The sequence below is a fragment of the Pseudomonas sp. Root329 genome (assembly GCF_001424925.1).
In the GTDB taxonomy this organism is placed as follows: domain Bacteria; phylum Pseudomonadota; class Gammaproteobacteria; order Pseudomonadales; family Pseudomonadaceae; genus Aquipseudomonas; species Aquipseudomonas arabinosi.
Window position 1 is genome coordinate 470846 of sequence record NZ_LMCV01000001.1, and the last position, 26581, is coordinate 497426.

Below are 26581 nucleotides of genomic sequence, written 5' to 3' on the forward strand. Positions count from 1 at the left end.
AGGAAAAGATCATGTTCAAGCCCCTGGCCCTGGCCGCTGCTGTCCTCACCGCTTTCAGCCTGAACGCCTTCGCGGCGAAAACCGAGTTGACGGTGTACACCGCCCTCGAAGCCGAACAACTGAAGACCTACAAAGAAGCCTTCGAAAAGACCAATCCGGACGTCGAGATCAAGTGGGTGCGCGACTCCACCGGCATCATCACCGCCAAACTGCTGGCCGAAAAAGCCCGTCCGCAGGCTGACGCGGTGTGGGGCCTGGCGGCTTCAAGCCTGGCGATCCTCGATCAACAAGGCATGCTGCAAAGCTACGCGCCGAAGGACTTGGGCAAAATCGGCGGCAACTACCGCGACGCTGCCAACCCGCCAGCCTGGGTCGGTATGGACGTCTGGGCCGCGACCATTTGCTTCAACACCGTCGAAGCCGAAAAGCAGGGCTTGAGCAAACCGGTGAGCTGGCAGGACCTGACCAAGCCTGAGTACAAAGGCAAGATCGTCATGCCCAACCCGGCCTCGTCCGGCACCGGTTTCCTTGACGTCAGCGCCTGGCTGCAAACCTTCGGCGAGAAGCAGGGCTGGCAGTACATGGACGACCTGCACCAGAACATCGGCCAGTACGTTCACTCCGGTTCCAAGCCTTGCAAACTGGCGGCTTCGGGTGAGTTTCCGATCGGTATTTCCTTTGAATACCCGGCCGTTCAGTTGAAGCGCCAAGGCGCGCCGCTGGACATCATCCTGCCGAAAGAAGGCCTGGGCTGGGAGATCGAAGCGACGGCTGTGATCAAGGGCACACCGCACGAAGAGGCGGCGAAGAAGCTGGCCGACTTCTCGGCCAGTCCGGCGGCGATGGAGCTTTATAAAGAGAACTTCGCCGTGCTCGCACAACCGGGTATTGCCAAGCCGCAGACCGAACTGCCGGCGGATTACGAGCAGCGTTTGATCAAGAACGACTTCGCCTGGGCGTCGAAGAATCGCGATGAAATCCTGACCGAGTGGCGCAAGCGCTATGACGGCAAGTCCGAGAAAGTGGCTGCCAAGTAAGATCTTTATTGGCTGACAGGGCCTCATCGTCGGAACGCCGCCCGGAGCAAGCTCGCTCCCACACTTGGAATGCATTCCCCTGTGGGAGCGAGCTTGCTCGCGATAGCGGTCCTGAGTTCAGGACAAAACCCCATGACACAACACAACAACATACTGATCGTAGGCGCCGGCATTCTCGGCCTGTCCCACGCCTACGCCGCCGCCAAACGCGGTCTCAAGGTCACGGTTTTCGAACGCAGCGAAACGCCCTTAGGCGCATCGGTACGCAACTTCGGTCAGGCACTGGTCACTGGCCAACCACCGGGCCCAATGCTCGAGCTGGCCAAGGCCAGCCGCGAGATCTGGGGCCAATGGGCGCAACTCGCCGGTCTGCAACTCAAGCGCAACGGCTCGTACCTGTTTGCCCGCACCGAAGCCGAAGAACACCTGCTGGAAGCCTTCTGCGCCGGTCGCGCCGTGGAGCACGGTTACCGCGTCGACCTGTTGCGCGGCGCTGCATTGCGCGACTTGTACGGCGGCCAGTTCAGCCATCATCGCGCCGCGTTGCATGGGATGGACGATCAGCAACTGTATTCCCGTGAAGCGATTCCAGCGCTGATCGACTACCTGCGCCGCGAACTCGGCGTCGCGTTTCACTTCTCCACACTCGTGCGCGACATCGAGCCTGGCCGCTTGCACAGCACCGCCGGATCCTTCCGTGCCGAGCAGATCATCGTCTGTTCCGGCCATGATTATCAGACGCTGCTGGCCGAGCCGATCGCCGAACTCAACCCGCAAATCTGCCGCCTGCAAATGCTCCGCGCTCGACCGCAAATCAACCTCAACCTGCAACACGCGTTGCTCACCGGTCTGAGCTGCGTGCACTACGGTGCCTTCGCCGATCTGCCGGAAGCGGCGGCGGTGCAGGCGCAGATTCTGCGAGACGAACCGCACCTGCATGAAAACGGCATTCACCTGCTGATCAGCCCGACACCTTATGGCGAATTAATCATCGGCGACTCCCACCATTACGGCCGCGACCCGTCGCCGTTCAACGCCGAGCAGGTGGACAACTGGATGATTGAACTGGCCGAGCAGACGTTGGGTTGCAAGGTGCAAGTGGTCGAACGCTGGCAGGGCGTCTATGGTTCTCGAGGACCGGGGCCGTTCTCGTTCCTGCGTCCGATGCCGGGTGTGAGCGTGGCACTGATGCACACGGGTGTCGGCATGAGCGTCGGGCCAGCGATGGCTGAACGTAACGTAGCAACGTTATTGGGAGAGCGTTGATGGACCGCAATGAGCAAGTGGTCGCCGAGGTGTTCGGTCTGTACGAGCGCTTTGGTGACAGCGATTACATCGGCGAGCCGGTGTCGCAGATCGAACACATGTCGCAGGCCGCCGAACTGGCCATGGCCGAGGGCTTCGATGACGAAGTGGTGCTGGCGGCGTTCTTCCACGACATCGGCCATATCTGCGCCGAGAGCGCCGAGAACATGGGCGGCTACGGAGTGGTCAGCCACGAACGCCTGGGCGCCGACTATTTGCGCCGCGCAGGTTTCAGCGAGCGGATGGCGCGGCTGGTGGAATATCACGTTCAGGCCAAGCGTTATCTGACGCTCAAAGAGCCCGGGTACTACGAGCGCTTGAGCGAAGCCAGCCGCCGGACGCTGGCGTATCAGGGTGGGGTGATGACGGTTGGCGAGGCTGAGGCGTTCGAGCGCGATCCGTTATGTGGGGTCAGTTTGCGCATGCGTCAGTGGGATGAACAAGCCAAGGAGATGAACGTGCCGCTGATTGATCTTGAAGTGCTGAAGGCGAAAGCGGCGGCGCTACTGGTCCAGGGGGAATGCCCTTCGTTCACTGATCACTCTACGGGCAATGTTTAGCGAAATTCCCTACTCCTCGCGGCGAATTGGCGCCATGGCGCGCAACGCGGTGGAGTCGCTAGTGTTTGAGCTTCTTTAATTGGCAAGGAATGCTCATGCGCTATTTGAAAGTCACCATTCAGGATCGAATCGGCAACGGCCGGGCAGACTCTGTGTTACTGCAGTTCTATGAGACAGCCTGTACCCCCGGCGGCGACATTCTGCTCAACAAGGCCTTTGCCCTGGATTTCGACGCTGATGGCAACGTCGATTACAAAATGGGCGATGTCACTAACAACGGTGCGGAAAACAATACTGATCAGCGATTGCTGAAGACCTTCGCCAATGCGTGTCTGAAACTCAACTGGTTCAATCCCGGTGCTTCCACTAAACGATATCTGAAGATATTCGTCGAGGACTCCGCTGGGGATGGCAGTCCGGACACCGTGCGTTTTCACTTTCACGAAGGTATCGGCAAGCCGACCGACAAAACCCTGGTTTCAACCGCCGCGAGCTACGACACGGATAACAACGGCACGCTGGACTGGGTGATCCACTTCGATACGGATAACGATGGCGATATTGATGCCACGGATCGGGAACTGGTGTCGTTATTGAGTGGCACTTACCTGAAATTCAAATGGAAGTGAGCCCGTTCACGCGTTACTTGAAAGTAATCGCTCAGGACTCCACCGGCCAGGGGCAAGCCGATACCGTGCTTTACCGGTTTATCGAGGATGAGGATTTACCGCGTGAGGCAACGGCTGCTGAGCTTCGGCGGCTGAAGGTCTTTGGCAAAACTTATCTGAAATGTGCCTGGTTCAACGCTGGAGCGGGCGAGGCACGACACCTGCGAATCTTCTCGGAAAACCTCAGCGGCGACGGCACGCCGGAAACGGTACGGCTGCACTTTCATGACGGGCCGGTGATTGCCTACAAGGCTGCAGCTCGCGATCTCGATAACGATGGGGTTTTCGAGCTGATATTGAGTTCGGATGTGGACAATGACGGGCATTCAAATCGGATGGATCGAAGCCGTGTTACGGCATTGGCGAAGCAGTTTTTGAAGCTGGGTTGGCAGTGATCAATACCGAAACCGAGTAACGGCCTTCGCGAGCAGGCTCGCTCCCACAGTGGGAACGCATTCCAATGTGGGAGCGAGCCTGCTCGCGAAAGGGCCGGTCCCGACGCCACAGAACTAAAGCTGCTGCGCCAACACCTCAACCTGCTCCTGCCGCTCCGCCTGGTTCAACTTCGGATGCGCATTGAGCGACGACCACTGCGGATGCGCGCGAGCCTTGTTCAGTGCCTCGGGCAGTTTGCCTTCGCGCCAGGATTTGTCCTGGGGTGTGGCGACCTGAATGCTGTCCATCGCCGCATGCCCACGCGCATTGAGCGCTTGCAGCAGTTGCCGCTGACGCAATGCCAATAGCCGCAGCACGCTGTCATCGACGGTCAGCTCTCGCTGGCCTTTGATCTTGCCCAGCAAGCGGCTGCCATAACTGCGGGCGGTTTGCAGGGCGCCGCCGGCAATTGCGCCGGCCAATGCCGCCACGCCGAGGGTCAGGCCACCGACCAGCAGATCCACGCCAGCACCGGCCGCCGCGCCAGCCGCGATACCACCACCAACCCGGACCCCCAGTTGTTTTAGGGTTTCCGGGTTGAACAAGTCATCGCCCCAGCGGCCATCGAGCAGTGGCAGATCACTGGCCGCCGCGTCCTGTGGGCGGAAGGCATAGAGCTTGAGCAGCGCTTCGACGCAGCGTTGTTCCCGTTGTCGAACCGCTTTGCGCAGTTCATTGATGGCCTGCTGTTCTTGCTCGGCTTCGCTGACCACGCTGCGACGGCACGCGGCGCAGTCGATCAATAATTCGGCAATCAGCCGCGCCGCACTCTGTTGTCGGGCCAGGCGTTGCGCTTGCTGATCGGCGATCAGGCGTTCCAGTTGTGGCCGGGCGTTTTCCAGCAGCAGCGCGAGGCTTTCATACAGTCGCCGTTCGCCATCTTCCGGCGGCGCGACGCTGTCGAAACGCACCAGTGCGTGCAGGCCCAACCGTGCCAACGCTTCACGCCAGTCCGGCTCGCGGTGGTTGGCGCTGCTGACGAAATTCAGCACCGGCAGCAAAGGTTTGCCGCAGCTGGCCAACACTTCCAGTTCGTCGCGGTACTTGGCCAGCACCGGTTCCCGGGCGTCGATCACGTAGAGACCGGCGTCGCAGGTCAGCAGTTGCCGCAGCACCTTGGCTTCCTGTTCGAAACGCTGCCGGGCTTCGCTGCCCTCAAGGAAACGCGCCAGACGCGCGGGGCCGTCGAGGCGTTCACCCGGTCGTTCCAGACGTTCGAGGTAGTCGAGCAGGGCGATGGCGTCTTCCAGGCCCGGCGTGTCGAAGAGGTCGAGCAACGGCTCGCCATCCACCGACAACCGCGCGCCTTCCACGTGTCGAGTGGTGCTGGGGCGATGAGACACCTCACCGAAACCGACATCGCGGGTCAGGGTGCGCAGTAATGAGGTTTTACCAACGTTGGTGTGGCCGACTACCGCGAGCTTCAAGGGCGCTTTCCATGGATTAGTCATGACCGCTCTCCAGCCAATTCAATGGAGCGCAATCGGCGAACGGCAAGTCCAGCTGCTGCAACGCCACGTGCCAGTCGCCCAGCCTTTCGGCATCCAGTGCTTCGCCCGGCGGTGCTTGCAGCAGCCAGATGCGGGTGGCGCTGGCGTTGCGTGCCAGTTCGGCGATCAGTGCCAGACTGCCGCGGTCCGGCGAACGTCGCGGATCGCAAGCGATGGCCAATCGGGCCGGGGGGAAACGGCTCAGCTGTTCGAGAAGTTTGTTGCGCGATTCGCGACTGTCGAGAATCCCGGCGTTGCCCACGGTTTTCGGCAGTGGCGGCGGCCAGGGGCGTTGATCGTCCAGCTCGACGGCGACCAACAGCGCGCCATCGCTTGGCAGGTCGCTGACACCGCTTTCAATACGATGCAATTGCTCTGGCGCAGCGTCGCTGATGCCCAGGCGTTCACTGGTCGGCATCAGCCGTTCGCGCAGTTGGGCATAACCGGGCAGGTTCAAATCCAGATGTAATGTCGCTTGGCCGGTTTTCCAGCGCCACAGGCAAAACAGCGCCAGCAACAGTCGCGGCAAAACACCGTAGACCACCAACACACCGACCAGCCATGTAGCCCAGGCCTGACGGGCGCTTTCGATGTTCAGCGCGGCATCGCCGCTGGCGCGGATCATCTCCTCGGTCGGTACGTTGAAACCAAGCATGGCCGGCAGGGCGCCGAGGGCCTGGGTCATGGCGACAAAGGTGTCGCCGCTGAGGAGGGTGGTTTCCCAGACGAAGCCGTAACGCCGGGTCGCCATCAGCATTAATAGCATCACCAGCGCGCTGAGCATTGCCAGCAACCACAAACCGTTGACCAGTACGCCGACCGCCCAGCGATTGAGTTTCTGTCGTTGCAGCAATAGCAGCAGGGCCGGCGCCAGTTGCGCGGCTTTGGCATCGCGAGCGAGTTTTTCGCTGAGCCATAACCACAAGCGGCCGAGGGTGGCGCCGTGTTCGCCGGCGAAGGCCAGGCCCAATGCCCAGCTCAGCAATAGAATCAGGTTCAACCCGAGCAGACTGCCCAAGGCCCAGAACACATTCACTGGAGTTTGTCCGTCGCCCAGCGCGGCAAACGCCAGGCCGGCGCCGCTGGCGACAGCGAGAACAGCCAGCACCAACAGTGCCAGCCGCGCACCTTGCAGCCAATGTTTGAGGGCGCTGGTCAGCCCATCGCGGTCCGCCAGCCACAGGGCACGGCGTTGAATACGTGTCGGCAGATCGCCGCCCGCGCTGCGGGCCAGTCGGTTGGCTTCCAGATCATCCAGGGGGCCGGCGTGTTCTTCACGCAGGCGCACCGTCTCGGTCAGCCAGAGGTTTTGCAGTGGAGTCAGTTCAGTCACGCGGCATCCCGTCGCTCAATTGAACGGTGAGCATAACCGCTGTGGCGCTTATCGGGGTACGGGAGGCTCTGGTATCCTCGCCGGCATGACTAAATCACTCCCCCTCAGCCTGATTGCAGCCCTCGGTGAAAACCGTGTGATCGGCGTCGACAACAGCATGCCCTGGCACTTGCCGGGGGACTTCAAATACTTCAAGGCCACCACCCTCGGCAAGCCGATCATCATGGGTCGCAAGACCTGGGATTCCCTCGGTCGTCCATTGCCGGGCCGGTTGAACATCGTGGTCAGCCGTCAGACGGATCTGCTGTTGGAAGGCGCGGAGGTTTATCCGTCGCTGGAGGCTGCAGTGGTTCGCGCTGAAGAGTGGGCGCGGGAACAGGGTGTTGATGAGCTGATGCTGATTGGTGGGGCGCAGTTGTATGCGCAAGGGATGGCTCAGGCTGATCGGCTGTATTTGACGCGCGTGGCGCTGAGCCCGGAAGGGGATGCGTGGTTTCCGGAGTTTGATTTGAAAGTGTGGAAACTGGTGTCGAATACCGAAAATCCAGCTGTGGATGACAAGCCAGCGTACAACTTCGAAGTGTGGGAAAAAGCCTAAAAGCTTCGCGAGCAAGCCCGCTCCCACAGTGGTTGTGTGTCGATCACAAATCCAATGTGGGAGCGGGCTTGCTCGCGAAGGCGGACTATCAGGCGCTACTTAAGCGTGAGCCAACTCCGAATGCTCATCCGCATCCAGCAGTTCTTTATCGGTCTGCTGCATGATCTGGCTGGTGATCGCCCCCGCCGTTATCGAACCGCTCACGTTCAACGCCGTACGGCCCATATCAATCAACGGCTCAACCGAAATCAGCAACGCCACCAATGACACCGGCAAGCCCATCGCCGGCAACACGATCAACGCGGCAAACGTCGCGCCACCGCCCACGCCGGCCACACCGGCCGAACTCAGCGTCACAATCGCCACCAACGTCGCGATCCACAACGGGTCCAGCGGATTGATGCCGACAGTCGGCGCAACCATCACCGCCAACATCGCCGGGTACAGACCGGCACAGCCATTCTGGCCAATGGTCGCGCCAAACGACGCGGCGAAACTGGCGATGGATTGTGGAATGCCCAAACGGCTGGTCTGGGCTTCGATGCTCAGCGGAATGGTCGCGGCGCTGGAGCGGCTGGTGAAAGCAAACGTCAGCACCGGCCAGATCTTGCGGAAGAAGCGCAGCGGGTTGATCCCGGCGGCCGAGACCAGCAGGCCATGGACCACAAACATCAGGCCCAGCCCGATGTAGGAAACCACCACGAAACTGCCGAGTTTGATGATGTCCTGCAGGTTGGAGCCGGCGACCACTTTGGTCATCAGCGCCAATACGCCGTATGGAGTCAGCTTCATCACCAGACGCACGAGACGCATCACCCAGGCTTGCAGGGTGTCGATGGCGTTGATCACTTTCTGACCTTTCTCGACGTCATCTTTCAGCAATTGCAGCGCCGCGACGCCAAGAAACGCCGCAAAGATCACCACGCTGATGATCGAGGTCGGCTTGGCGCGAGCGAGGTCGGCGAACGGGTTTTGCGGAATGAACGACAGCAACAGCTGCGGCACATTCAGGTCGGCAACCTTGCCCGCGTAGTCGGTCTGGATGGTTTGCAGACGCGCCATTTCCTGAGTGCCGGCCACCAGGCCTTCGGCGGTCAGGCCAAACAGGTTGGTCAAACCGATACCGATCAGCGCCGCGATGGCGGTGGTGAACAACAGTGTGCCGATGGTCAGGAAGCTGATCTTGCCCAGCGACGAGGCGTTGTGCAAACGGGCCACGGCGCTGAGGATCGAGGCGAACACCAGCGGGATCACGATCATTTGCAGCAACTGCACGTAACCGTTGCCCACCAGATCGAACCAGCCGATCGAGGCTTTCAGTACCGGGTTGCCGGCACCGTAAACGGTGTGCAGAGCCACACCGAAGACCACGCCCAGCACCAACGCGAGCAGGACTTTTTTCGCCAGGCTCCACGTGGTGTGACGGGTTTGCGCCAGGCCAAAGAGCAGGGCGAGGAACACCAGCAGATTGAGGATCAGCGGCAGATTCATTGGAACTCCGATAAAGACTTGTGCCGGCTACCTTCCGGGGCAGCCGCGAACCGGCAAGCCTAACAGCTTGATATCTAATGAATTAATATCAAAAACATCTGAATACTGTCGTTTTTGGAATAAGCGAGTGTCGCTGACAGAGATGCAGCTGGCGCAATAGGCACGTTAGCGGTCGCAGGTAGACGAGAGGTGTCATATTAATTTGATAGCGTCGATCTCTTTGATTCAGGGTCTTTTAATAAGGGAAGTATGCCGATGAAGCTCGCACCGAAATTTCTGGTCGCTGCACTCTGCCTGGGCCTTGCCGGCCAGGTATTCGCCACGGATTTGAAGCATTGGCCAGCCGATCAGGCCAAGGCACTGGACGCAATGATTGCCGCCAACGCCAACAAAGGTAACTACGCGGTGTTCGACATGGACAACACCAGTTACCGCTACGATCTCGAAGAGTCGTTGCTGCCGTTCATGGAAAACAAGGGCCTGATCACCCGCGAGAAACTCGACCCCTCCCTGAAACTGATGCCGTTCAAAGACACTGCCGACCACAAGGAAAGCCTGTTCAGTTACTACTATCGCCTCTGCGAAGTCGACGACATGGTCTGCTATCCATGGGTCGCCCAAGTGTTCTCCGGCTTCACCCTCCAGGAACTCAAAGGCTACGTCGATGAGTTGATGGCGTCCGGAAAACCGGTGCCTGCGACGTATTACGAAGGCGACGTGGTCAAGAAGCTCGACGTCAATCCGCCGAAAGTCTTCACCGGCCAGGCAGAGCTCTACAACAAGCTGATGGAGAACGGCATCGAGGTCTACGTGATGACCGCTGCCTCCGAAGAACTGGTGCGCATGGTCGCTGCCGATCCGAAGTACGGCTACAACGTCAAACCGCAGAACGTGATCGGCGTGACCACGCTACTCAAGGACCGCACTACCGGCGAGCTGACCACGGCGCGCAAACAGATCACCGCGGGCAAGTATGACGAGAAGGCTAACCTCGGACTCGAACTGACCCCGTACCTGTGGACCCCAGCGACCTGGATGGCCGGCAAGCACGCGGCGATCCTGACCTACATCGACGAGTGGAAAAAGCCGGTACTGGTGGGCGGCGATACGCCGAGCAGCGACGGTTACATGCTGTTCCACGATGTTGACGTGGCCAAGGGCGGCATCCACTTGTGGGTCAACCGCAAAGACAAATACATGACCCAGCTTAACGGCATGATGGCCAAGCACGCGGCGGCTCAGGCCAAGGAAGGGTTGCAGGTTACGGCGGACAAGAACTGGGTGATCGTCAAGCCAGAAGAGATTCAGTAAATGCCACGATAATCGCACCCGCACAGTGTGTGGGCGCGACCGGCCCCGCCAATGCGGGGCTTTTTTTTGTCCGGAATAACGACGCGCGGTGGCTGTAAGCTGCCTATATTCATTGGTTAATCATTGGGTGATACGGTGCTGGGCAGTTGGCTCGGGCAACGACCGAAGGAACGGGGGCATGCGACGATTACATCGAGTCTTTATCGCGTGGATGATCACCACGCTGAGCGGATACGGCTGGCTTTGCACGAGTGCGGCGGCTGAGTTGATGCCGCGAAATGATCATGTCATTTCACCAGACGTGCCTCAAGGGGCCTCGACCCTGAACTTGAGTAAACTGGTGGGCAAACTAAAAGCCTCGCGCAGCACGTCGGTCAGTATTGTGCAACTGGGCGACTCTCACACGGCTGCCGATTTGTTCACAGGCGAAATGCGCCGACTGTTCCAGAAACAATACGGCGTCGGCGGCATTGGCTTCATCGCGGCGATGCCTGTACCTGGCACTCGTTACGATGAGGTTGTTCTGTCGACGGTAGATGGGCAGTGGCGTCTGGTTTCCAGTCGCAATCAGTACAGTGGCGAGTTTCCATTGGGGGGCTATCTGTCGCTGCCCATGAGCCCGGGCGCAGGGGTGCATATCGAATCACGAGCATCGAATGACGGCATATATCGAATATCGGCGCTGTACCGTGCGCTCTTCAATAGCCGCCTGACTGCCAGTGCTGGAGGGGTCTCTGCCAGTGTCGAGCTGTTGCCAACATCTGGACAGTGGCGTTTCAGCCCGGCTATCCAACCCGTAAATCTGCCGGTGGATCTGGTGATAGCCTCGAATCAGACCGTAGAACTGGGAGGCTGGAACATCGAGTCTTTGACAGAGAGTGGAGTGACGTACTCTGCATTGGGTGTTAATGGTGCGATGTTTAAGATTCTCGATAGGTGGCAAGACGGCTGGCAAAGCACTCTGCAAGCCTTGCGCCCTGACTTGCTGGTACTCGCGTATGGGGGTAATGAAGCATTTGACGACGATCTGGACCTGACACTTTATGAGGCTGACCTGAACGAGAAGCTTGTCCTGTTGCGACGCACCTTGCCTGATATCGTGATCTTGCTGGTCGGGCCAGCAGACTCGATAAAACAACGGTCCGCTGACTCGTGCGTCGGGCGCCAACCGGCAAAACTGGCTCAGATCATTCAAATTCAAAGGCAAGCAGCACTGAAGGCCGCAGCCTTGTTCTGGGACTGGCAAGCTTACATGGGCGGCGCCTGTTCAATTGAGCGCTGGCAGGCAGCGCATCTGGCTCAAAATGATCTGATTCACCTGAATGGTGAAGGTTATAAAAAAAGCGCCGGCGAACTTTACGATTACCTGCAAGCCCGGCTGGTGGGGCCGTAAAGCGAGATCTCATCATCGGCCCATAAAAAAGCCCCGCACTTGGCGGGGCATTTTTATAGCGGTGATCGACGCTTACAGCCCGTCGAGCATGGCCTTGTTACGCACGGCACCCTTGTCGGCGCTGGTCGCCAACAGAGCGTAGGCCTTCAGTGCGGTGGTCACCTTGCGTGGACGTTTTTCCACAGGCTTCCAGCCTTTCTGATCCTGCTCGGCACGACGGCCGGCCATTTCTTCGTCGCTGATCAACAGGTTGATCGAGCGGTTCGGAATGTCGATCAGCACTTTGTCGCCATCCTGCACCAGACCAATCGCGCCACCCGCCGCCGCTTCCGGGGAAGCGTGGCCGATGGACAGGCCCGAGGTGCCGCCGGAGAAACGACCATCGGTGAGCAGGGCGCAAGCTTTGCCCAGGCCTTTGGATTTCAGGTACGACGTCGGGTACAGCATTTCCTGCATGCCCGGGCCGCCTTTCGGGCCTTCGTAACGAATGATCACGATGTCGCCGGCCTTCACTTCGTCAGCGAGGATGCCGCGTACGGCGCTGTCCTGGCTTTCGAAGATCTTCGCGTTGCCTTCGAAGACGTGGATCGACTCGTCGACGCCGGCGGTTTTCACCACGCAGCCATCCAGCGCAATGTTGCCGTAGAGAACGGCCAAGCCGCCTTCTTTCGAGTAAGCGTGTTCGACACTGCGGATGCAGCCGTTTTCACGGTCGTCGTCCAGGGTTTCCCAACGGGTCGACTGGCTGAACGCGGTTTGCGTCGGGATGCCCGCCGGACCGGCCTTGAAGAAGTGATGCACGGCTTCGTCGTCGGTCTGGGTGATGTCCCACTTGGCGATGCCCTCAGCCAGGGTTTTGCTGTGCACGGTCGGCAGGTCGGTGTGCAGCAAACCGCCACGGGCCAGCGAGCCGAGGATGCTGAAGATCCCGCCGGCACGGTGCACGTCTTCCATGTGGTACTTCTGGATGTTCGGCGCAACTTTGCACAGTTGCGGCACGTGACGGGAGAGACGGTCGATGTCGCGCAGGTCGAAATCGATCTCGGCTTCTTGGGCCGCGGCCAGCAAGTGCAGGATGGTGTTGGTGGAACCGCCCATGGCGATGTCCAGGGTCATGGCGTTTTCGAACGCCTTGAAGTTGGCGATGTTGCGCGGCAATACCGACTCATCGTTGTCGCCGTAGTAACGCTTGCACAGCTCGACGATGGTGCGGCCGGCCTGCAGGAACAGCTGTTCGCGGTCGCTGTGGGTGGCGAGGGTCGAACCGTTGCCCGGCAATGCCAGGCCCAGGGCTTCAACCAGGCAGTTCATCGAGTTGGCGGTGAACATGCCGGAGCACGAACCGCAGGTCGGGCAGGCGCTGCGCTCGTACTCAGCGACTTTCTCGTCAGAAGCGCTGGAGTCGGCGGCGATCACCATGGCGTCGACGAGGTCGAGACCGTGGCTGGCCAATTTGGTCTTGCCGGCTTCCATCGGGCCGCCGGAAACGAAGATCACCGGGATGTTCAGGCGCAGGGCAGCCATCAACATGCCTGGGGTGATCTTGTCGCAGTTGGAGATGCAGACGATGGCGTCGGCGCAGTGGGCGTTGACCATGTACTCGACGGAGTCGGCGATGATCTCGCGGCTCGGCAGCGAATACAGCATGCCGTCATGACCCATGGCGATGCCGTCATCCACGGCGATGGTGTTGAATTCTTTGGCGACACCGCCGGCGCGTTCGATTTCGCGGGCGACCAGTTGGCCCAGGTCCTTGAGGTGGACGTGGCCCGGTACGAACTGGGTGAAGGAGTTGGAAATGGCGATGATCGGCTTTTTGAAGTCGTCATCTTTCATCCCCGTTGCGCGCCACAGTGCGCGGGCGCCGGCCATGTTGCGGCCATGGGTGGATGTTTTCGAGCGGTAATCAGGCATGAAGCACTCCGGGCGGCTAATCAGGTATCAAAAGGGAAGTGAGCTTCTATTGACGTCTGGAACACTCAGAAATGGCCGTGTGTCCGGAAGTTGCCGATAACTTTGCGGGATCGCCGCGCGCTTCAGCTTGAGCTCATAAACCCGCCGGGGGATGACTGGCGATGAATGTCGCGATTCTACACGGCTGGCGTCAGGAGGGAATGCCGGAAAAGGGGGATCCAGCGCTGACGGAGCGTGTGGGATGACGACCGGCAGGAATCACCCGCTATTCAGCGAGAGCTGCCGACGTGTGATCAGTGCATTGAAGGAAACGCCGACGGTGCTCAAGGCGAGGAAACTCAATGCGAGAGTCGTTTGCAGATGGGCTCCACTCAGATTGATCAGGGCGCTGATCACCCCGCCGAAGATGAATATCAGTGTGTTCCCGGCCGACGCCGAGGTGCCGGCCATGTCCGGAAAAACCTCCATCGCCTTCGAGGTGGCGACAGGGCGGACGATGGTCGTGCCGGCAGTGCAGATGATCATAGGGATCAGCACGGTCAGGGCTGAAAGCCCCAGCAGATTTGAGAGCAAGAGCATTACCAGCCCCGAAAAGAAGATCAGGCTCAAACCAACAATGATCTGTGTATTGGGTGCGATTCGCCCAGCCAGGACTCGAGCGACAATGCCGCCGATGATGTAAGCCACGCCATACAGCAGCAGTGTCAGGGAAAACTCGTAGGCCGAAAGCTGCAACTGCTCCATGAAGATCAGGGGCGAGATGACAATGAAGGAAAAGTGGCAGGTGAAGGCAATGGCGGCGATCAGCCAATAGCCGAGGAAACCCGCATCGCGACAGACGCGCCGGTAGGACTGAAGAATGCTTCGGCGCGGGGTTGTGGCGGTGTGCCGGTTTTCAAGAAAGAAGCAGGCCTTAAGGAACACGGCGGCGGCGAGGGCAATAAAGACAATGAAGCTTGCGGGCCAGTCCAGTGCCTGTTGCAACAGGGTGCCAGCCAGTGGCGAGACGGAAATGAAGATCCCGCTGGCGGTGACCATCAGAATCCGCAGTTGATCCCGCTCCTTGCCGTCGAACAGGTCCTGGACCAGCGCCTGCGAGAGTACGAAGCAACCGCAGCCGATGGCCTGCACCACCCGGAACATCAGGAACCAGGCGTAGTCGGTGGACAGCACGCAACCAGTCGCACCGACGATCGAGACCGCCATTCCCACCAGCAGCAGACTTTTGCGCCCGATGACATCCGAGAGCGGCCCGACCAATAGTTGGGAAAGTGCGATCCCGATGGCAAACAGACTGATGGAAAACGCGATGTCGCCTGGCGTGGTCCGGAAGTGTTCGGCCAGCGCCGGGAACGATGGCAGCAGAACATCCAGAGGGAAGACCCCGAGCATCACCAGGGTCATTAATAGGGTGATCGCAGAGCGGCGGTGTTTGACACTGACCGCAGATTTTCCTTCATCCATCGACAAGTCCTGCCTGTGCGAAGAGCTGCTGGTTAAAAGGCAGGTCGAAAAAACCTGCCTTTTCCATTGCCTGTAGCGTCGCGCCTGCACCTGATCGGGCGCGCTGAAGGCAGGCTTGCGGGCCGGTCAGGGCACTGAGGATTTCTGCGACGCAATTCTCCCTGAGGCCTACGCTGTTCAGGCTTTCCTTCAGCCATCGCTCATCGACTTCAAAGAAAATCAGGAGGATGTCCACCAGCAGCTTCGCGGCGAACGTGCGTTGGCTGCTGTTCAGGGTCAGCCACAGATAATGGAACACTTCGCAAAAATAACGACTGTGTCGGGCCTCGTCGGAGAGGTGGTCCCTGAGCATTTCCTGGACGCTGGACACCAGCTCGTTGCGGCAAACCTCGAGCAGTTCCCTGGCGATGATGGTCTCGGACACGAAGCCGACGAGAAACCAGGCCAGCGCCTTATGCCTGTCAGGTGCGTGGTCAAGCAGGGGGTTCAGTCGGGTAATGCGGTGCGGCATCACCGGGCGTTGGGTCATGCCGTAGAGGTCGGCTATCTGCTCGGCGAGACTATTGGAGAACAGCGCGTGATAGCCCTCATCGGTATAGAGCTGGAGGGCGGCCGTTTTCATTCGTCGGGGGATGGACGCACCGAGCTCATCGTGGACGATGGTTTCCACGGAGCGGTTGACGATCCGATGTTCGAGCCGGGTGGTGTAGTCGAGGAAATACACCAGATGGTTGGCCGATAAACGATGAATGATCGCACTGCCGGCTGCATCGATTTCCGGGTGATTCAGGTAGGGCAGGAAGGCGGGGGGGAACCAGTGTCGTGTTTCCAGTTGCCGTTCCAGATCTGATGGCAATTGATAGGTGTGCTCGCTGGTTCGTACCGAGGCCCGGGTGTTCCAGTCGCCGAGGGTGAAGCGCTGTGCCCAGGCGTCGGGCAGTGACAGGTCGTCTGTGCGGGGCTCGGTCATTGTTGTGAGCCTCGACTGCTCAGCAGTGTTTTTAATTCCTTGCACATCACTTGCCCGTCACTCTGGCCGCAACCCACAAAAAACAACGGTTGTTCGGCGCTGTCTTCGATCCCCAGCAGCGTTTCGACCTGATCGTCGGCCAACGCACCGGTCAGCCAGGTGCTTAATCCAAGTGCGGTGGCCACCAGTTGAAAGGTCTGGGAAATATGACCTGCCTCGACGTAAGCCATTCGGTAGGCCCGCGAGTGTTCATATTTCCACCACAGTTTGTCGAAGCGAGCGGTGATGAACAGGCCGACGGGCAGGTTGTTGATGAAATGCTGCCCACATAACAACTGGCCCAAGGGCGAGTCAGGCACCGGATTGACGAAGCTCAACGCATGTTCGTCGGGGTGGTAGGCGTAGAGCCCGGGATTCAGGCCGCTGACGTTCTGAACATGCAGAAAACCTTCGCAGGCATTCAGCCCACCACCGGATGGACTGCTGCGCCGGGCGCCAAGACCTTCCGCGATGGTTTCGTCGATGTCGTTGTCGCGCTCACGTAGATAGCCAAGGGACAAATACAAAAGAGTGCCCACATCGTCGAGAGAAACCCCTTCACCCGTGAAGGAGCGACAGGTCTTTCGGTCGATCAACGTCTTTGCAAGTGCGCTTTGCGGCAGACAGAAAGGTTGGGGCAGGGCAATCCGCTCGCTTGTCGGGCGTTCTGTGAGTCTGACCTCCGGGGCAGGAGTGGCCAGTACTTCGGCGCAATGGTCCAGATAGTGTCTCGACCATTCATTAATATCTTGGGGGACGTATTCACAAGGAATGTTCTTGGTGCCGATATGAAATATCTTCGACAGTTCATCCCAGCCCCATTCCAGGGTGTCTTGTATTGAAGTTGTGAGTATTCCCGCGTTCAGGAGTTGCGTGTCTATTATGTTGTTGTCATCAAACTTTTCAGGGTTGTCGATAAGGTGTGCAAGGCGGGTTGAATATTCAAGGTTCAATTCGAACTGTTTGTGGTTCTTGTAATCCCAGACTATTTGGTCGGGTGAACGAGGAAGTATGAATATATAAGGGTTTATCTGCATGATTGGCGACTCACTCTGGTCTTTGCCATAGAAAACGCTGGGTAGCCGGCACTCCCCAGCGTTTCATTTACTTAGCGGGCTTTTGGCGCAACCAGAAAAGCCAGGTTAGCGATTTTGTTGGTTTCCAGAGTAATTGCTTTCATGTTTTGAACTCCTTGTAATTGATAGTGAGTGTCACTCCTTTGTGACGACTTAATCATAGTTTGTAATGAGTTCTTATCAAGGGGGAATTGGGTAGGAATGTTCCAGTAATTTTGTCGGATCGATCTGAGGGTTGGATGAATCTTGTAAGTTCTGTCCGTTAAAATAAAAGACGAAGCGAAACTTCCTGCAAGTCATTAAGACTGCCGGAGTAGGAAGTTGGAGAGTTCGATAACAGAAAACAGAACGGGGAGCCGGCTGGCTCCCCGTTAAACCGGCGAAATCAGCTGTTTGGCAGCAGACGGCAGGTGATGCTCTTGATATAGCGGGTTTCGGCGATGGCCGGGTGAACCGGGTGATCCGGGCCCTGACCGCCGCGCTCCAGCATCTGGATGTTGCGGTCCAGGTGACGGGCGCTGGTCAGCAGGATGTTCTGCAGATCGTCTTCCGGCAGGTGCATCGAGCACGAAGCGCTGACCAGGATGCCGTCCTTGCTGAGCAGGCGCATGGCTTGCTCGTTCAGGCGACGGTAGGCGCCTTCACCGTTTTTCATGTCTTTCTTGCGTTTGATGAATGCCGGAGGATCGGCAACGATCACGTCGAAACGCTCTTCGCTGGCTTTCAGCTCTTTCAGGGCTTCGAACACGTCACCTTCAATGCAGGTCATCTTGTCGGCGAAACCGTTCAGCGCGGCGTTGCGCTCGACGCCGTCGAGGGCGAAGGCCGAAGCGTCGACGCAGAACACTTCACTGGCGCCGAACGCAGCCGCTTGCACGCCCCAGCCGCCGATGTAGCTGTACAGGTCGAGAACGCGCTTGCCTTTGGCATAAGGTGCCAGGCGTGCGCGGTTCATGCGGTGGTCGTAGAACCAGCCGGTTTTCTGTCCCTGGATGACGGGTGCTTCGAATTTCACACCGTTTTCTTCCAGGGCAACCCACTCCGGCACCAGGCCGAACACGGTTTCGACGTAGCGGTTGAGGCCTTCGGCATCACGGGCAGCGGAGTCGTTCTTGAACAGAATGCCGCTAGGCTTGATCACTTGGGTCAGCGCTGCGATCACGTCTTCTTTATGGGCTTCCATGGTTGCCGAAGCGATCTGTACCACCAGGATGTCGCCGAAACGGTCGACTACCAGACCCGGCAGCAGGTCGGAATCGCCGTAGACCAGGCGATAGAACGGCTTGTCGAACAGGCGATCGCGCAGGGACAGCGCAACGTTCAGGCGATGCACCAGCAGCGACTTGTCCAGCGGCAACTTGATGTCGCGCGACAAGAGGCGGGCGCAGATCAGGTTGTTCGGGCTCATGGCAACGATGCCCAGCGGCTTGCCGCCGGCTGCTTCGAGGATCGCCTGGTCGCCGGCCTTGAAACCGTGCAAAGGAGTGGCGGCTACATCGATTTCGTTGCTGTAGACCCACAAGTGGCCGTTTCGCAGGCGACGGTCGGCGTTGGCTTTGAGGCGCAGGCTAGGCAGGGACATGACGTCGCTCCGGAAAAAAGAGCGGGAGTATAGCGTGTTGCGCACGGCCACGGTTTGGCGGATGGACATGCGGTGAGGAAGGGCCAGGCATTTGATGAAACTTCAGGCGATGGACCGGCCAAGGTGTCGGATCCAACTTTATAAGGGTTAGAATCGCCGCCTGTCCCAGAGTGTGTACTTATGTCCCCAGAGCTGACTTCCGAACAGATTCAACAGTCCCTGCAAGGCATCAGCGTGCCGGCCCAGCCGCAAATCATGGTGGATTTGCAGATGGAACAGTACATGCCCGATCCGGATCTGGAGGTGATCGCGAAGCTGATCTCCCAGGACCCGGGCCTCTCTGGCGCCTTGTTGAAAATCGTCAACTCGCCGTACTACGGCTTGAGCAACAAGATCGCCTCGATTCAGCGTGCGGTGAATCTGCTGGGCAGCCGCTCGATCATCAACCTGATCAACGCGCAGTCGATCAAGGGCGAGATGAACGACGACACCATCGTTACCTTGAATCGTTTCTGGGACACCGCCCAGGACGTGGCGATGACTTGCCTGACCCTGGCCAAGCGCATTGGCACCCAGGCCGGCGATGAAGCGTACGCGTTGGGCCTGTTCCATGACTGCGGCGTGCCGCTGATGCTTCAGCGCTTCCCCAACTACATGACCGTTCTGGAAGAGGCCTACGCCAATGCCAGCGCCGAATGCCGGGTGGTGGATACCGAGAATCGGGTGTTCAATACCAATCATGCGGTGGTGGGTTATTACACCGCCAAATCCTGGCGCCTGCCGGAGCATGTGACCGCCGCCATCGCCAATCACCACAATGCGTTGGCGATCTTCAGCGACGAGTCGTCGCGCAACAGTCAGCTGAAGAACCTGCTGGCGATCCTGAAAATGGCCGAGCACATTTGTGCGTCCTTCCGGGTGCTGGGCAACCAGCGTGATGACCACGAGTGGGGCAGCATCGCGCCGCTGGTCCTCGATTATGTCGGTCTCTCGGACTACGACTTCGAGACCCTCAAACAAACGATTCGTGACCTTGGCGCTCACCGCTGAGCGTTGCACAGCCTGATTCGAGAGCACCATGCCGGAACTGCCTGAAGTCGAAACCACCCGCCGCGGAATTGCGCCACACCTGGAAGGCCAGCGCGTCAGCCGGGTGATCGTGCGTGAGCGGCGCTTGCGCTGGCCGATTCCCGAAGACCTGGATGTGCGGCTGTCTGGCCAGCGCATCGTGCTGGTGGAAAGACGCGCGAAGTACCTGCTGATTAATGCCGAAGTCGGCACGCTGATCAGCCATTTGGGGATGTCGGGAAATCTGCGTCTGGTGGAAATCGGCACGCCGGTGGCCAAGCATGAGCATGTGGACATCGAACTGGAATCCGGCCTGGCCTTGCGTTACACCGACCCGCGACGGTTTGGCGCGATGCTCTGGAGCCTCGATCCGCTCAACCACGAGTTGTTGATTCGCCTGGGGCCGGAGCCGTTGACCGACCTGTTCGACGGCGAGCGCTTGTTCCAGCAGTCCCGCGGGCGATCCATGGCGGTCAAACCGTTCATCATGGACAACGCAGTAGTGGTCGGCGTGGGCAATATCTACGCAACCGAAGCGTTGTTCGCCGCCGGTATCGACCCGCGTCGTGAGGCCAAGAGCATCTCTCGGGGGCGTTATCTGAAGCTGGCAATCGAGATCAAACGCATCCTGGCGGCCGCTATCGAGCGCGGCGGCACCACACTGCGGGACTTTATCGGCGGTGACGGTCAGCCGGGTTATTTCCAGCAGGAACTGTTCGTGTACGGCCGTGGCGGTGCGCCCTGCAAGGTCTGTGGCACGGAGTTGCGGGAAGTGAAGCTCGGGCAGCGCGCCAGCGTCTTTTGCCCGCGTTGCCAGAGCTGATACGCCTACGGTCTATAGTCAGTGTTCTGACTGCCTAGCCCAAGGACCGTGCCATGAACCTGTTTCGAACCGTTGTCGTCGTTTTGCTGCTGAGCGTCGGTGCGCCAGCGCTGGCGGCAAACACGGGCAGCGGCGACCCGCGTTACACCATCCAGAATCCCCCGGCGTACGCCATGCTCGGCGATTTGCTGATTGCCCGACCCTTGCTGGTCGTGGCGACGGTGATCGGTGCCGGAGCGTTTGTGGTGTCGTTGCCATTTACCGCGTTGGGCGGCGGCGTCGGCGATGCGGGGCAGGCGTTGGTGGTCGACCCGGCAAAAGCGGCGTTTGTGCGGTGTCTGGGGTGTGTCGGAGAAGGGTTTGAGCAGAGGGAGTGAGCCAGTTCGATCTTCGGTTTGGCTGATGACGTCTTCGCGAGCAAGCCCGCTCCCACATTAGACCGTGATCAACTGTGGGAGCGGGCTTGCTCGCGAAGAGGCCCGAATAAGCGCTACAAAAACCTCAGATTCAAGCCTTACCGGTAATCTTCAGGTACTTCTCCATCAACTGCTCTTCAGTCTCCGGATGCGCTTCGTCCAGCGGAATGCAATCCACCGGGCACACCTGCTGGCACTGAGGTTCGTCGTAGTGGCCGACGCACTGGGTGCACAGGTTCGGGTCGATCACGTAGATCTCTTCGCCCTGGGAGATGGCGGCGTTCGGACACTCGGGTTCGCAGACGTCGCAGTTGATGCAATCGTCGGTGATGATCAGGGACATGCTAACTCCAGCCAGGGCGGAAGGCCCGGGCGCAATAAACCAATGCGCACAATTGTGCCGCATTGGCGCCCGCAGTGCACGCGGACGCCGCTTGAGCGGTTGTTACTTCTTGAAGCGTTCGTTCAGGGCGTCCGCCACCGCAGGGTGGACGAACTTGGTGATATCGCCGCCCAGGGCTGCGATTTCACGGACCAGCGTCGAGGAAATGTACGAGTAACGTTCGGACGGGGTAAGAAACAGACTTTCCACATCCGGCGCCAGCTGACGGTTCATGTTGGCCAGCTGGAATTCGTATTCGAAGTCCGACACCGCACGCAAACCACGCAGGAACACGTTGGCGTTCTTCTCTTTGGCGAAATGCGCCAGCAACGTCGAGAAGCCGACGACTTCAACGTTGGGCAGATGTTTAGTGACCTCGCGGGCCAGCGCCACACGCTGTTCCAGGGGAAACAACGGGTTTTTCTTCGGGCTGGCGGCGACGGCGATGATCACATGATCGAACAGGCGCGCGGCGCGTTCGACCAGATCGCCATGGCCCTTGGTAATAGGGTCGAAGGTACCTGGGTACAACACTCGGTTCATCGCGTCGTCCTGGCGGGAGTCCGTTGGGGAGTCGGATGGTATCGCAGCCTTCCCGGTCGGCCAAGTCGCCTTTTGGGTAAGAAAGCACTATAGACGATTGGAATATTCTCCCTTTTCATGGGTTTTTCAAACGTTCGGCCAAAGAAGTTGCCAGCTGCGCCGTCAGCCCGTAGACCGACAATTGCGGGTTTGCGCCAATGCTGGTGGGGAACAGCGAGCCGTCATGAATCGACAGGTTGCCTAACTGGTGATGCCGGCCGAGGCTGTCGGTCACCGCGTTTTTTGGGTCTTCACCCATGGCACAACCGCCCATCACATGGGCGCTGCCCAGGCGTGTGCGATACAGCTCAAGGTTCAGGCCGTCGATCAGCGTGCGCGCTTCGGCGAGGGTTTTCACGTAGCGAGCGTCGGCGTGCATCGGCATCACCGCATTGGCACCGCCCGCGAACTGGATCTCGGCCATGCTGTGGAACGCCCGACGCAATCCGTCCCAGGCATAGGGTGAAACCTGATAGTCGAGCACCGGCGTGCCGTCACCGCGCAACTCGACGCTGCCGCCGGGGCTGTCTGGGTGAAAGCCGTCCCGCAGCAACGCCAACATGGCGTGGGTGTGGGGCAGGTTTTCCATGTGCTGGGCGTTTTCCTTGCCGAAGCCTCCGAGCAGAGTGGTCGCGAGCGCCGGGTGCAGCGGCGGCACTTCGAGTTTGTAAGACATTTTCCCGGTGGTGCCGTCTTGCCATTGGAAGTGGTCGGAATAGATCGACTGTGGCGCGCCATAAAACGGGTTGATCACTTCGTCGAACAGTCCTGCCGACATGTTCACCAGGTGTAGAAAAGTCCGTTTACCCAGCCGTTTGTGCGGATCGGGCGCCTCGGAGCGCATCAGCAGCGCCGGGCTATTGATCCCGCCGCCGGCCAGCACGTAATGCCGCGCCTTGACGGTGATCGTGTGTCCGGTAGGTGCGACGCAGCGGTCGTCCATCGCTACGCAGTGCAAGCCCGTGACCTTGTCGCCGGCGATCAAGAGCTTTTCGGCGCGAGCCAGATAGAGCAACTCCCCACCTTTTTCCAGGGTCGTCGGGATGGTCGTGACCAGCATCGATTGCTTGGCGTTGGTCGGGCACCCCATGCCGCAGTAGCCCAGGTTCCAGCAGCCACGCACGTTGCGCGGGATCACATGCCAGGCGTAGCCGAGTTTCTCGCAGCCTTTGCGGATCACGTCGTTGTTGGCGTTGGGCGGGATCATCCAGGGGGCGACGCCCAGGCGTTGCTCCATTTTCTCGAACCACGGCGCCATCTCGGCAGTCGTGTGGCCTTTGACGCCGTGTTCCTTGGCCCAGTGGTCGAGGGTCGGGTCCGGCGTGCGAAAGCTTGAGGTCCAATTGATCAGCGTGGTGCCGCCCACCGCCCGGCCCTGAAGGATGGTGATCGCGCCGTCCTTGCTCATGCGGCCGATACCTTCCTGATAGAGGCTGGTGTAGGCCTGGTCTTCGAGCATCTTGAAGTCGCTGCTGGTCTTGAGCGGGCCTTCCTCGATCAGCAATACCTTGTAGCCCGCGGCGCTGAGGATTTCGGCGGTGGTGCCACCGCCCGCTCCGCTGCCGATAATCGCCACGTCCGCTTCGAGGGTCAGGTCCTGGGTCAGTTGTGAACCGTTATAGGTTTTCCAGCCACGGGCCAGGCCTTCGCGGAACGGATCGGGTACGGGCATCTTCAGGGTCTCTTGTTGTTATGTTTTGGATGCAGTGGTGGGGCGGCTGACGCCTTCGCGAGCAAGCCCGCTCCCACATGGGTATACGCGGTCCCCTGTGGGAGCGGGCTTGCTCGCGAAGGGCGCGCTGCGGTTTCAAACCGTAGGCGGTCCGGGATACCCGCAATGCGCCCACGACTCCGCCCGGCTGTACCACGCCATCATCACCAGTTGCAGCAAGGAGCTGTGGCCCATGCGCAGCAGACTTAACGAGCTGTTTTCCCAGCGATCGAGAAAGTGCCGGATCTCGTCGGCACTGGCGTTTTCCCAGCTGCCCCAGATCCCGGTAAGTGGTCCGCGAGTCACGGCCATTCCCAGCACATCGAACAACTGCCGGGTCAGCTTGAGCATTTCCGACGACAGGTGATTCAGACCGTTATCCAGGCAGTGCAGGGTTTCACCGACGGCCGTCGGCATTGTTTCGACGGCCACAGCGCCGTCGAGCATCACCGGAATCAGTGCCCGCAGAAACAGCAAGTCACCGCTGCGCAGAATCGCAAAACCGCTGGCCGGCAGGCTCGATGAGCAACCGCTGAGGCTCGCGCCCAAACCGGCGGTGGCGAGAAACGCGCTGGCTCCCAGGCTGAACTTAAGCAAGCCGCGCCGTGACAGCGCGGGGGTATCGGACAGACTTGGGCTCATTATTGTTATTACCCGAAGGGAATGATCGTTAGCGGATAAACAGTTTCTGAATCAGCTTCTGAATGGCTTTTCCGTACGGCGGGTAGATCAATTTCGCCGCATTGATCCGCTGTTTGATCAGCACACCTTTGGCTTTACTGAAGGTCAGGAAACCTTCGTGGCCGTGGTAATGGCCCATGCCCGAGGCACCGATGCCGCCGAATGGCATGTCGTCCTGAGCGACGTGCAGCAGGGTGTCGTTCAGGCACACGCCGCCGGAATGGGTTTCGTGAAGTACGCGGTGTTGCTCACGCTTGTCGTAGCCGAAGTAATACAGGGCCAGCGGACGGGGTCGTTGATTGATGTAGGCAAAGGCCTGATCCAGATCCTTGTAGGGAACGATCGGCAGCAGCGGACCGAAGATTTCGTCCTGCATCACCATCATGTCGTTGCTGACGTTGAGCAACAGGCTGTGGCTCATGCGGCGCCCCTGGCCCTTGTCGAACAACGGAATCAGCAGCGCGCCCTTGCTGGTGGCGTCGCTGATGTAGCCGTTGAGGCGCGCCAATTGTCGGTCATTGATGATCGCGGTGTAGTCCGGGTTGTCGGTCAGGGTCGGATAAAACCCGCGAACCGCCTGACGATAGGCTTCGACGAAAGCGCCTACGCGATCTTCCGGCACCAGTACATAGTCCGGGGCCACGCAAGTCTGCCCGGCGTTGAGCGTCTTGCCGAAAGCGATGCGTTCGGCAGCGTCCTTGAGTGGCACGTCGCGGGACACAATGGCCGGGGATTTGCCGCCGAGTTCGAGGGTCACCGGGGTCAGGTTCTCGGCCGCCGCACGCATCACGTGTTTGCCGATGCTGGTGGCGCCGGTGAACAGCAGGTGATCGAAACGCAATCTGGAGAACGCTACGCCGATATCGGCTTCGCCCAGTACCACGCAGACCAGGTCTTGCGGGAAGATTCGGCCCAGCAGTTCCTTGAGCAGCAAACCGGTGGCGGGGGTCGATTCGCTGAGCTTGAGCATCACCCGATTGCCTGCCGACAGCGCGCCGACCAATGGCCCGATGGCCAGATACAGCGGGTAGTTCCACGGCACGATCACCCCGACCACACCCAACGGTTGATAAACGACTTTGGCCGCCGCGGGTTGAAAGGCAATCCCGACCTTGCGCTTCGACGCCTTCATCCAGCCTTTGAGGTGCTGACTGGCGTAGTGAATGCCGTGCAGGCTGGGCATCAGTTCGGCGAGCAGGGTTTCATCGGCGCTGCGATGGCTGAAATCCTGGCTGATGGCATCGATCAATGCCTGACGCTCATTGCTCAACAGATCGCGCAGGGCTTTCAGCCATTGCTGGCGCTGGGCGGCGGGTGGCATCGGGTTGGCGGCATACGCCGCGCGTTGGGCGTCGAACAGGGTCTGGAGCTCTTCCAGGGGCTGCTGCAGGTTCTGCAAGTAGACGATGTCAGCAGTCATGGTCGGCTCCGGATTTATTGTAATGAGGGACTTTTTAGAGTCTATGCTCTATAAAGTCAAATGACATCCTGGCGCAGCTTTGTTTTATCCCCTCGCGGATAGGTCGTAAGATGCCGGTCAACGCACTTTGAATTAAAGCCCAAGCCATGGCCCCTCGGATCAAAACCAGCGAGCGCATCGTGCAGAACAGCCTGGAGCTGTTCAATCAGCAGGGTGAGCGCAGCATCAGCACCAACCACATTGCTGCCCATATGGAAATTTCCCCGGGCAACCTGTACTACCACTTCCCCAACAAGCAGGCGATCATCGCCGTGTTGTTCAGTGAGTACGAAAGCCTGGTGGACAGCTTCCTGCGCCCGCCCCAGGGTCGTGCCGCCACGGTCGAAGACAAGCGCTTCTACCTTCAGGAATTGCTGGCCGCCATGTGGCGCTACCGGTTTTTGCACCGCGATCTGGAGCACCTGCTCGACAGTGATCCGGAGCTGGCCGCCCGTTATCGGCGCTTTTCCCAGCGCTGTCTGATCCATGGCACGCACATCTACGCGGGCTTCGTCGAGGCCGGCATCCTGCAAATGGACAAGGTTCAGATCGAATCCCTGACGCTCAATGCCTGGATCATCCTGACGTCCTGGGTGCGTTTTCTGTGCACCACGCGTGAAAATTCCAATCACCTGAGCGAACAGGCCATTAAACGTGGTGTGTATCAGGTGCTGGTGCTTGAGGCCGGTTTTGTCACGGATCAATCTCGCGACGCGGTAAACGCGTTGTTCGAGGAGTTTTACGTGCCGCTGGCCCAAGCGCTGGAAGAAGTGCAGTAGGATTCAAAACAGAC

25 protein-coding genes are annotated in these 26581 nt (G+C 59.4%); 12 read left to right on the forward strand and 13 right to left on the reverse strand.

Annotated features, from left to right (window positions below; genetic code table 11):
- Positions 1-11 precede the first annotated feature (11 nt).
- The 5 genes from ASC74_RS02170 to ASC74_RS02190 all read left to right on the forward strand — a co-directional run bounded on the left by ASC74_RS02170 (position 12) and on the right by ASC74_RS02190 (position 3965).
- Entirely contained in the window at positions 12-1037 is a 1026-nt protein-coding gene (locus tag ASC74_RS02170; RefSeq protein WP_056738886.1) for a putative 2-aminoethylphosphonate ABC transporter substrate-binding protein, read from the forward strand.
- A gap of 132 nt (positions 1038-1169) precedes the next feature.
- Positions 1170-2303 (forward strand): TIGR03364 family FAD-dependent oxidoreductase, encoded by a 1134-nt coding sequence (locus ASC74_RS02175; protein WP_056738888.1) that lies wholly within the window; start codon positions 1170-1172, stop codon positions 2301-2303.
- Positions 2303-2902: a phosphonate degradation HD-domain oxygenase gene (locus ASC74_RS02180; protein WP_056738890.1), complete on the forward strand. Its 600-nt coding sequence runs from the start codon at positions 2303-2305 to the stop codon at positions 2900-2902. Before ASC74_RS02175 ends, ASC74_RS02180 begins: the two co-directional genes overlap by 1 nt.
- 95 nt (positions 2903-2997) lie before the next feature.
- Positions 2998-3531: a hypothetical protein gene (locus tag ASC74_RS02185; protein WP_056738892.1), complete on the forward strand. Its 534-nt coding sequence runs from the start codon at positions 2998-3000 to the stop codon at positions 3529-3531.
- Positions 3522-3965, forward strand: coding sequence for a hypothetical protein (locus tag ASC74_RS02190; protein WP_056738894.1), 444 nt, complete (start codon positions 3522-3524; stop codon positions 3963-3965). The genes ASC74_RS02185 and ASC74_RS02190 overlap by 10 nt, the downstream gene beginning before the upstream one ends.
- Positions 3966-4079: 114 nt before the next feature.
- On the opposite strand, the gene ASC74_RS02195 is transcribed toward ASC74_RS02190, so the two are convergent.
- On the reverse strand, positions 4080-5456 hold the full coding sequence (locus tag ASC74_RS02195) for a GTPase/DUF3482 domain-containing protein (protein WP_056738896.1): 1377 nt from the start codon (positions 5454-5456) through the stop codon (positions 4080-4082).
- A complete protein-coding gene (locus ASC74_RS02200) occupies positions 5449-6828 on the reverse strand; it encodes a DUF2868 domain-containing protein (protein WP_056738898.1) in 1380 nt (459 codons plus the stop codon). Before ASC74_RS02200 ends, ASC74_RS02195 begins: the two co-directional genes overlap by 8 nt.
- A gap of 85 nt (positions 6829-6913) precedes the next feature.
- Between ASC74_RS02200 and ASC74_RS02205 the strand changes: the two genes are divergently transcribed.
- Positions 6914-7426 carry a dihydrofolate reductase gene (locus ASC74_RS02205; protein ID WP_056738900.1) on the forward strand — a complete coding sequence of 171 codons (513 nt, stop codon included), beginning with the start codon at positions 6914-6916 and terminating at the stop codon, positions 7424-7426.
- Positions 7427-7525: 99 nt separating this feature from the next.
- Here ASC74_RS02205 and ASC74_RS02210 read toward each other — a convergent pair whose 3' ends face one another.
- Positions 7526-8917 carry an L-cystine transporter gene (locus tag ASC74_RS02210; RefSeq protein ID WP_046045195.1) on the reverse strand — a complete coding sequence of 464 codons (1392 nt, stop codon included), beginning with the start codon at positions 8915-8917 and terminating at the stop codon, positions 7526-7528.
- Between the two features lie 255 nt (positions 8918-9172).
- On the opposite strand from ASC74_RS02210, the gene ASC74_RS02215 reads away from it, so the two are divergent.
- Entirely contained in the window at positions 9173-10228 is a 1056-nt protein-coding gene (locus tag ASC74_RS02215; RefSeq protein ID WP_056738902.1) for a hypothetical protein, read from the forward strand.
- 178 nt (positions 10229-10406) lie between these two features.
- Entirely contained in the window at positions 10407-11621 is a 1215-nt protein-coding gene (locus ASC74_RS02220) for an SGNH/GDSL hydrolase family protein (protein ID WP_056738904.1), read from the forward strand.
- 72 nt (positions 11622-11693) lie between these two features.
- Here the strand turns inward: ASC74_RS02220 and ilvD are convergent, their stop codons facing one another.
- The 5 genes from ilvD to ASC74_RS02245 form a co-directional block, all read right to left on the reverse strand.
- Positions 11694-13535 carry a dihydroxy-acid dehydratase gene (gene ilvD / locus ASC74_RS02225; RefSeq protein WP_008150549.1) on the reverse strand — a complete coding sequence of 614 codons (1842 nt, stop codon included), beginning with the start codon at positions 13533-13535 and terminating at the stop codon, positions 11694-11696.
- 258 nt (positions 13536-13793) lie between these two features.
- On the reverse strand, positions 13794-14999 hold the full coding sequence (locus tag ASC74_RS02230; protein ID WP_056738906.1) for a multidrug effflux MFS transporter: 1206 nt from the start codon (positions 14997-14999) through the stop codon (positions 13794-13796).
- Complete coding sequence (locus tag ASC74_RS02235; RefSeq protein ID WP_056738910.1) at positions 14992-15969, reverse strand: diiron oxygenase; 978 nt, start codon at positions 15967-15969, stop codon at positions 14992-14994. The genes ASC74_RS02230 and ASC74_RS02235 overlap by 8 nt, the downstream gene beginning before the upstream one ends.
- Positions 15966-17045, reverse strand: a complete 1080-nt coding sequence (locus ASC74_RS02240) for a SagB family peptide dehydrogenase (RefSeq protein WP_056738912.1) — start codon at positions 17043-17045, stop codon at positions 15966-15968. The genes ASC74_RS02235 and ASC74_RS02240 overlap by 4 nt, the downstream gene beginning before the upstream one ends.
- 424 nt (positions 17046-17469) lie before the next feature.
- Positions 17470-18666 (reverse strand): class I SAM-dependent rRNA methyltransferase, encoded by a 1197-nt coding sequence (locus tag ASC74_RS02245; protein ID WP_046045202.1) that lies wholly within the window; start codon positions 18664-18666, stop codon positions 17470-17472.
- A 234-nt stretch (positions 18667-18900) separates the two neighbouring features.
- Between ASC74_RS02245 and ASC74_RS02250 the strand changes: the two genes are divergently transcribed.
- From ASC74_RS02250 to ASC74_RS02260, 3 genes are read left to right on the forward strand one after another with little or no spacing between them, the layout of a single operon-like run.
- On the forward strand, positions 18901-19716 hold the full coding sequence (locus ASC74_RS02250; RefSeq protein WP_162247426.1) for an HDOD domain-containing protein: 816 nt from the start codon (positions 18901-18903) through the stop codon (positions 19714-19716).
- A 28-nt stretch (positions 19717-19744) separates the two neighbouring features.
- Positions 19745-20557 (forward strand): bifunctional DNA-formamidopyrimidine glycosylase/DNA-(apurinic or apyrimidinic site) lyase, encoded by an 813-nt coding sequence (gene mutM / locus ASC74_RS02255; RefSeq protein ID WP_008150567.1) that lies wholly within the window; start codon positions 19745-19747, stop codon positions 20555-20557.
- A gap of 53 nt (positions 20558-20610) precedes the next feature.
- Positions 20611-20934 (forward strand): hypothetical protein, encoded by a 324-nt coding sequence (locus tag ASC74_RS02260; protein ID WP_056738916.1) that lies wholly within the window; start codon positions 20611-20613, stop codon positions 20932-20934.
- 130 nt (positions 20935-21064) lie between these two features.
- Here ASC74_RS02260 and ASC74_RS02265 read toward each other — a convergent pair whose 3' ends face one another.
- From ASC74_RS02265 to ASC74_RS02285, 5 genes are all read right to left on the reverse strand, one after another.
- A complete protein-coding gene (locus ASC74_RS02265; protein WP_056738918.1) occupies positions 21065-21316 on the reverse strand; it encodes a YfhL family 4Fe-4S dicluster ferredoxin in 252 nt (83 codons plus the stop codon).
- Between the two features lie 102 nt (positions 21317-21418).
- Positions 21419-21898, reverse strand: coding sequence for a pantetheine-phosphate adenylyltransferase (gene coaD, locus ASC74_RS02270; RefSeq protein ID WP_008150570.1), 480 nt, complete (start codon positions 21896-21898; stop codon positions 21419-21421).
- A 115-nt stretch (positions 21899-22013) separates the two neighbouring features.
- Positions 22014-23609: a GMC family oxidoreductase gene (locus ASC74_RS02275; protein WP_056738919.1), complete on the reverse strand. Its 1596-nt coding sequence runs from the start codon at positions 23607-23609 to the stop codon at positions 22014-22016.
- Between the two features lie 135 nt (positions 23610-23744).
- Positions 23745-24290, reverse strand: a complete 546-nt coding sequence (locus ASC74_RS02280) for a hypothetical protein (RefSeq protein ID WP_056738921.1) — start codon at positions 24288-24290, stop codon at positions 23745-23747.
- Positions 24291-24318: 28 nt separating this feature from the next.
- Positions 24319-25749 (reverse strand): coniferyl aldehyde dehydrogenase, encoded by a 1431-nt coding sequence (locus ASC74_RS02285; RefSeq protein WP_056738923.1) that lies wholly within the window; start codon positions 25747-25749, stop codon positions 24319-24321.
- 146 nt (positions 25750-25895) lie between these two features.
- On the opposite strand from ASC74_RS02285, the gene ASC74_RS02290 reads away from it, so the two are divergent.
- Complete coding sequence (locus ASC74_RS02290; protein ID WP_056738925.1) at positions 25896-26567, forward strand: TetR/AcrR family transcriptional regulator; 672 nt, start codon at positions 25896-25898, stop codon at positions 26565-26567.
- Positions 26568-26581 lie beyond the last annotated feature (14 nt).

Excerpts from the sequence above, each read along its gene's own strand:
- ASC74_RS02170 (WP_056738886.1), top strand. The coding sequence starts at position 12 with ATGTTCAAGCCCCTGGCCCTGGCCGCTGCTGTCCTCACCGCTTTCAGC.
- ASC74_RS02175 (WP_056738888.1), top strand. The coding sequence starts at position 1,170 with ATGACACAACACAACAACATACTGATCGTAGGCGCCGGCATTCTCGGC.
- ASC74_RS02180 (WP_056738890.1), top strand. The coding sequence starts at position 2,303 with ATGGACCGCAATGAGCAAGTGGTCGCCGAGGTGTTCGGTCTGTACGAG.
- ASC74_RS02185 (WP_056738892.1), top strand. The coding sequence starts at position 2,998 with ATGCGCTATTTGAAAGTCACCATTCAGGATCGAATCGGCAACGGCCGG.
- ASC74_RS02190 (WP_056738894.1), top strand. The coding sequence starts at position 3,522 with ATGGAAGTGAGCCCGTTCACGCGTTACTTGAAAGTAATCGCTCAGGAC.
- ASC74_RS02195 (WP_056738896.1), bottom strand. The coding sequence starts at position 5,456 with ATGACTAATCCATGGAAAGCGCCCTTGAAGCTCGCGGTAGTCGGCCAC.
- ASC74_RS02205 (WP_056738900.1), top strand. The coding sequence starts at position 6,914 with ATGACTAAATCACTCCCCCTCAGCCTGATTGCAGCCCTCGGTGAAAAC.
- ASC74_RS02210 (WP_046045195.1), bottom strand. The coding sequence starts at position 8,917 with ATGAATCTGCCGCTGATCCTCAATCTGCTGGTGTTCCTCGCCCTGCTC.
- ASC74_RS02215 (WP_056738902.1), top strand. The coding sequence starts at position 9,173 with ATGAAGCTCGCACCGAAATTTCTGGTCGCTGCACTCTGCCTGGGCCTT.
- ASC74_RS02220 (WP_056738904.1), top strand. The coding sequence starts at position 10,407 with ATGCGACGATTACATCGAGTCTTTATCGCGTGGATGATCACCACGCTG.
- ilvD (WP_008150549.1), bottom strand. The coding sequence starts at position 13,535 with ATGCCTGATTACCGCTCGAAAACATCCACCCATGGCCGCAACATGGCC.
- ASC74_RS02230 (WP_056738906.1), bottom strand. The coding sequence starts at position 14,999 with ATGGATGAAGGAAAATCTGCGGTCAGTGTCAAACACCGCCGCTCTGCG.
- ASC74_RS02235 (WP_056738910.1), bottom strand. The coding sequence starts at position 15,969 with ATGACCGAGCCCCGCACAGACGACCTGTCACTGCCCGACGCCTGGGCA.
- ASC74_RS02240 (WP_056738912.1), bottom strand. The coding sequence starts at position 17,045 with ATGCAGATAAACCCTTATATATTCATACTTCCTCGTTCACCCGACCAA.
- ASC74_RS02245 (WP_046045202.1), bottom strand. The coding sequence starts at position 18,666 with ATGTCCCTGCCTAGCCTGCGCCTCAAAGCCAACGCCGACCGTCGCCTG.
- mutM (WP_008150567.1), top strand. The coding sequence starts at position 19,745 with ATGCCGGAACTGCCTGAAGTCGAAACCACCCGCCGCGGAATTGCGCCA.
- ASC74_RS02260 (WP_056738916.1), top strand. The coding sequence starts at position 20,611 with ATGAACCTGTTTCGAACCGTTGTCGTCGTTTTGCTGCTGAGCGTCGGT.
- ASC74_RS02265 (WP_056738918.1), bottom strand. The coding sequence starts at position 21,316 with ATGTCCCTGATCATCACCGACGATTGCATCAACTGCGACGTCTGCGAA.
- coaD (WP_008150570.1), bottom strand. The coding sequence starts at position 21,898 with ATGAACCGAGTGTTGTACCCAGGTACCTTCGACCCTATTACCAAGGGC.
- ASC74_RS02275 (WP_056738919.1), bottom strand. The coding sequence starts at position 23,609 with ATGCCCGTACCCGATCCGTTCCGCGAAGGCCTGGCCCGTGGCTGGAAA.
- ASC74_RS02280 (WP_056738921.1), bottom strand. The coding sequence starts at position 24,290 with ATGAGCCCAAGTCTGTCCGATACCCCCGCGCTGTCACGGCGCGGCTTG.
- ASC74_RS02285 (WP_056738923.1), bottom strand. The coding sequence starts at position 25,749 with ATGACTGCTGACATCGTCTACTTGCAGAACCTGCAGCAGCCCCTGGAA.
- ASC74_RS02290 (WP_056738925.1), top strand. The coding sequence starts at position 25,896 with ATGGCCCCTCGGATCAAAACCAGCGAGCGCATCGTGCAGAACAGCCTG.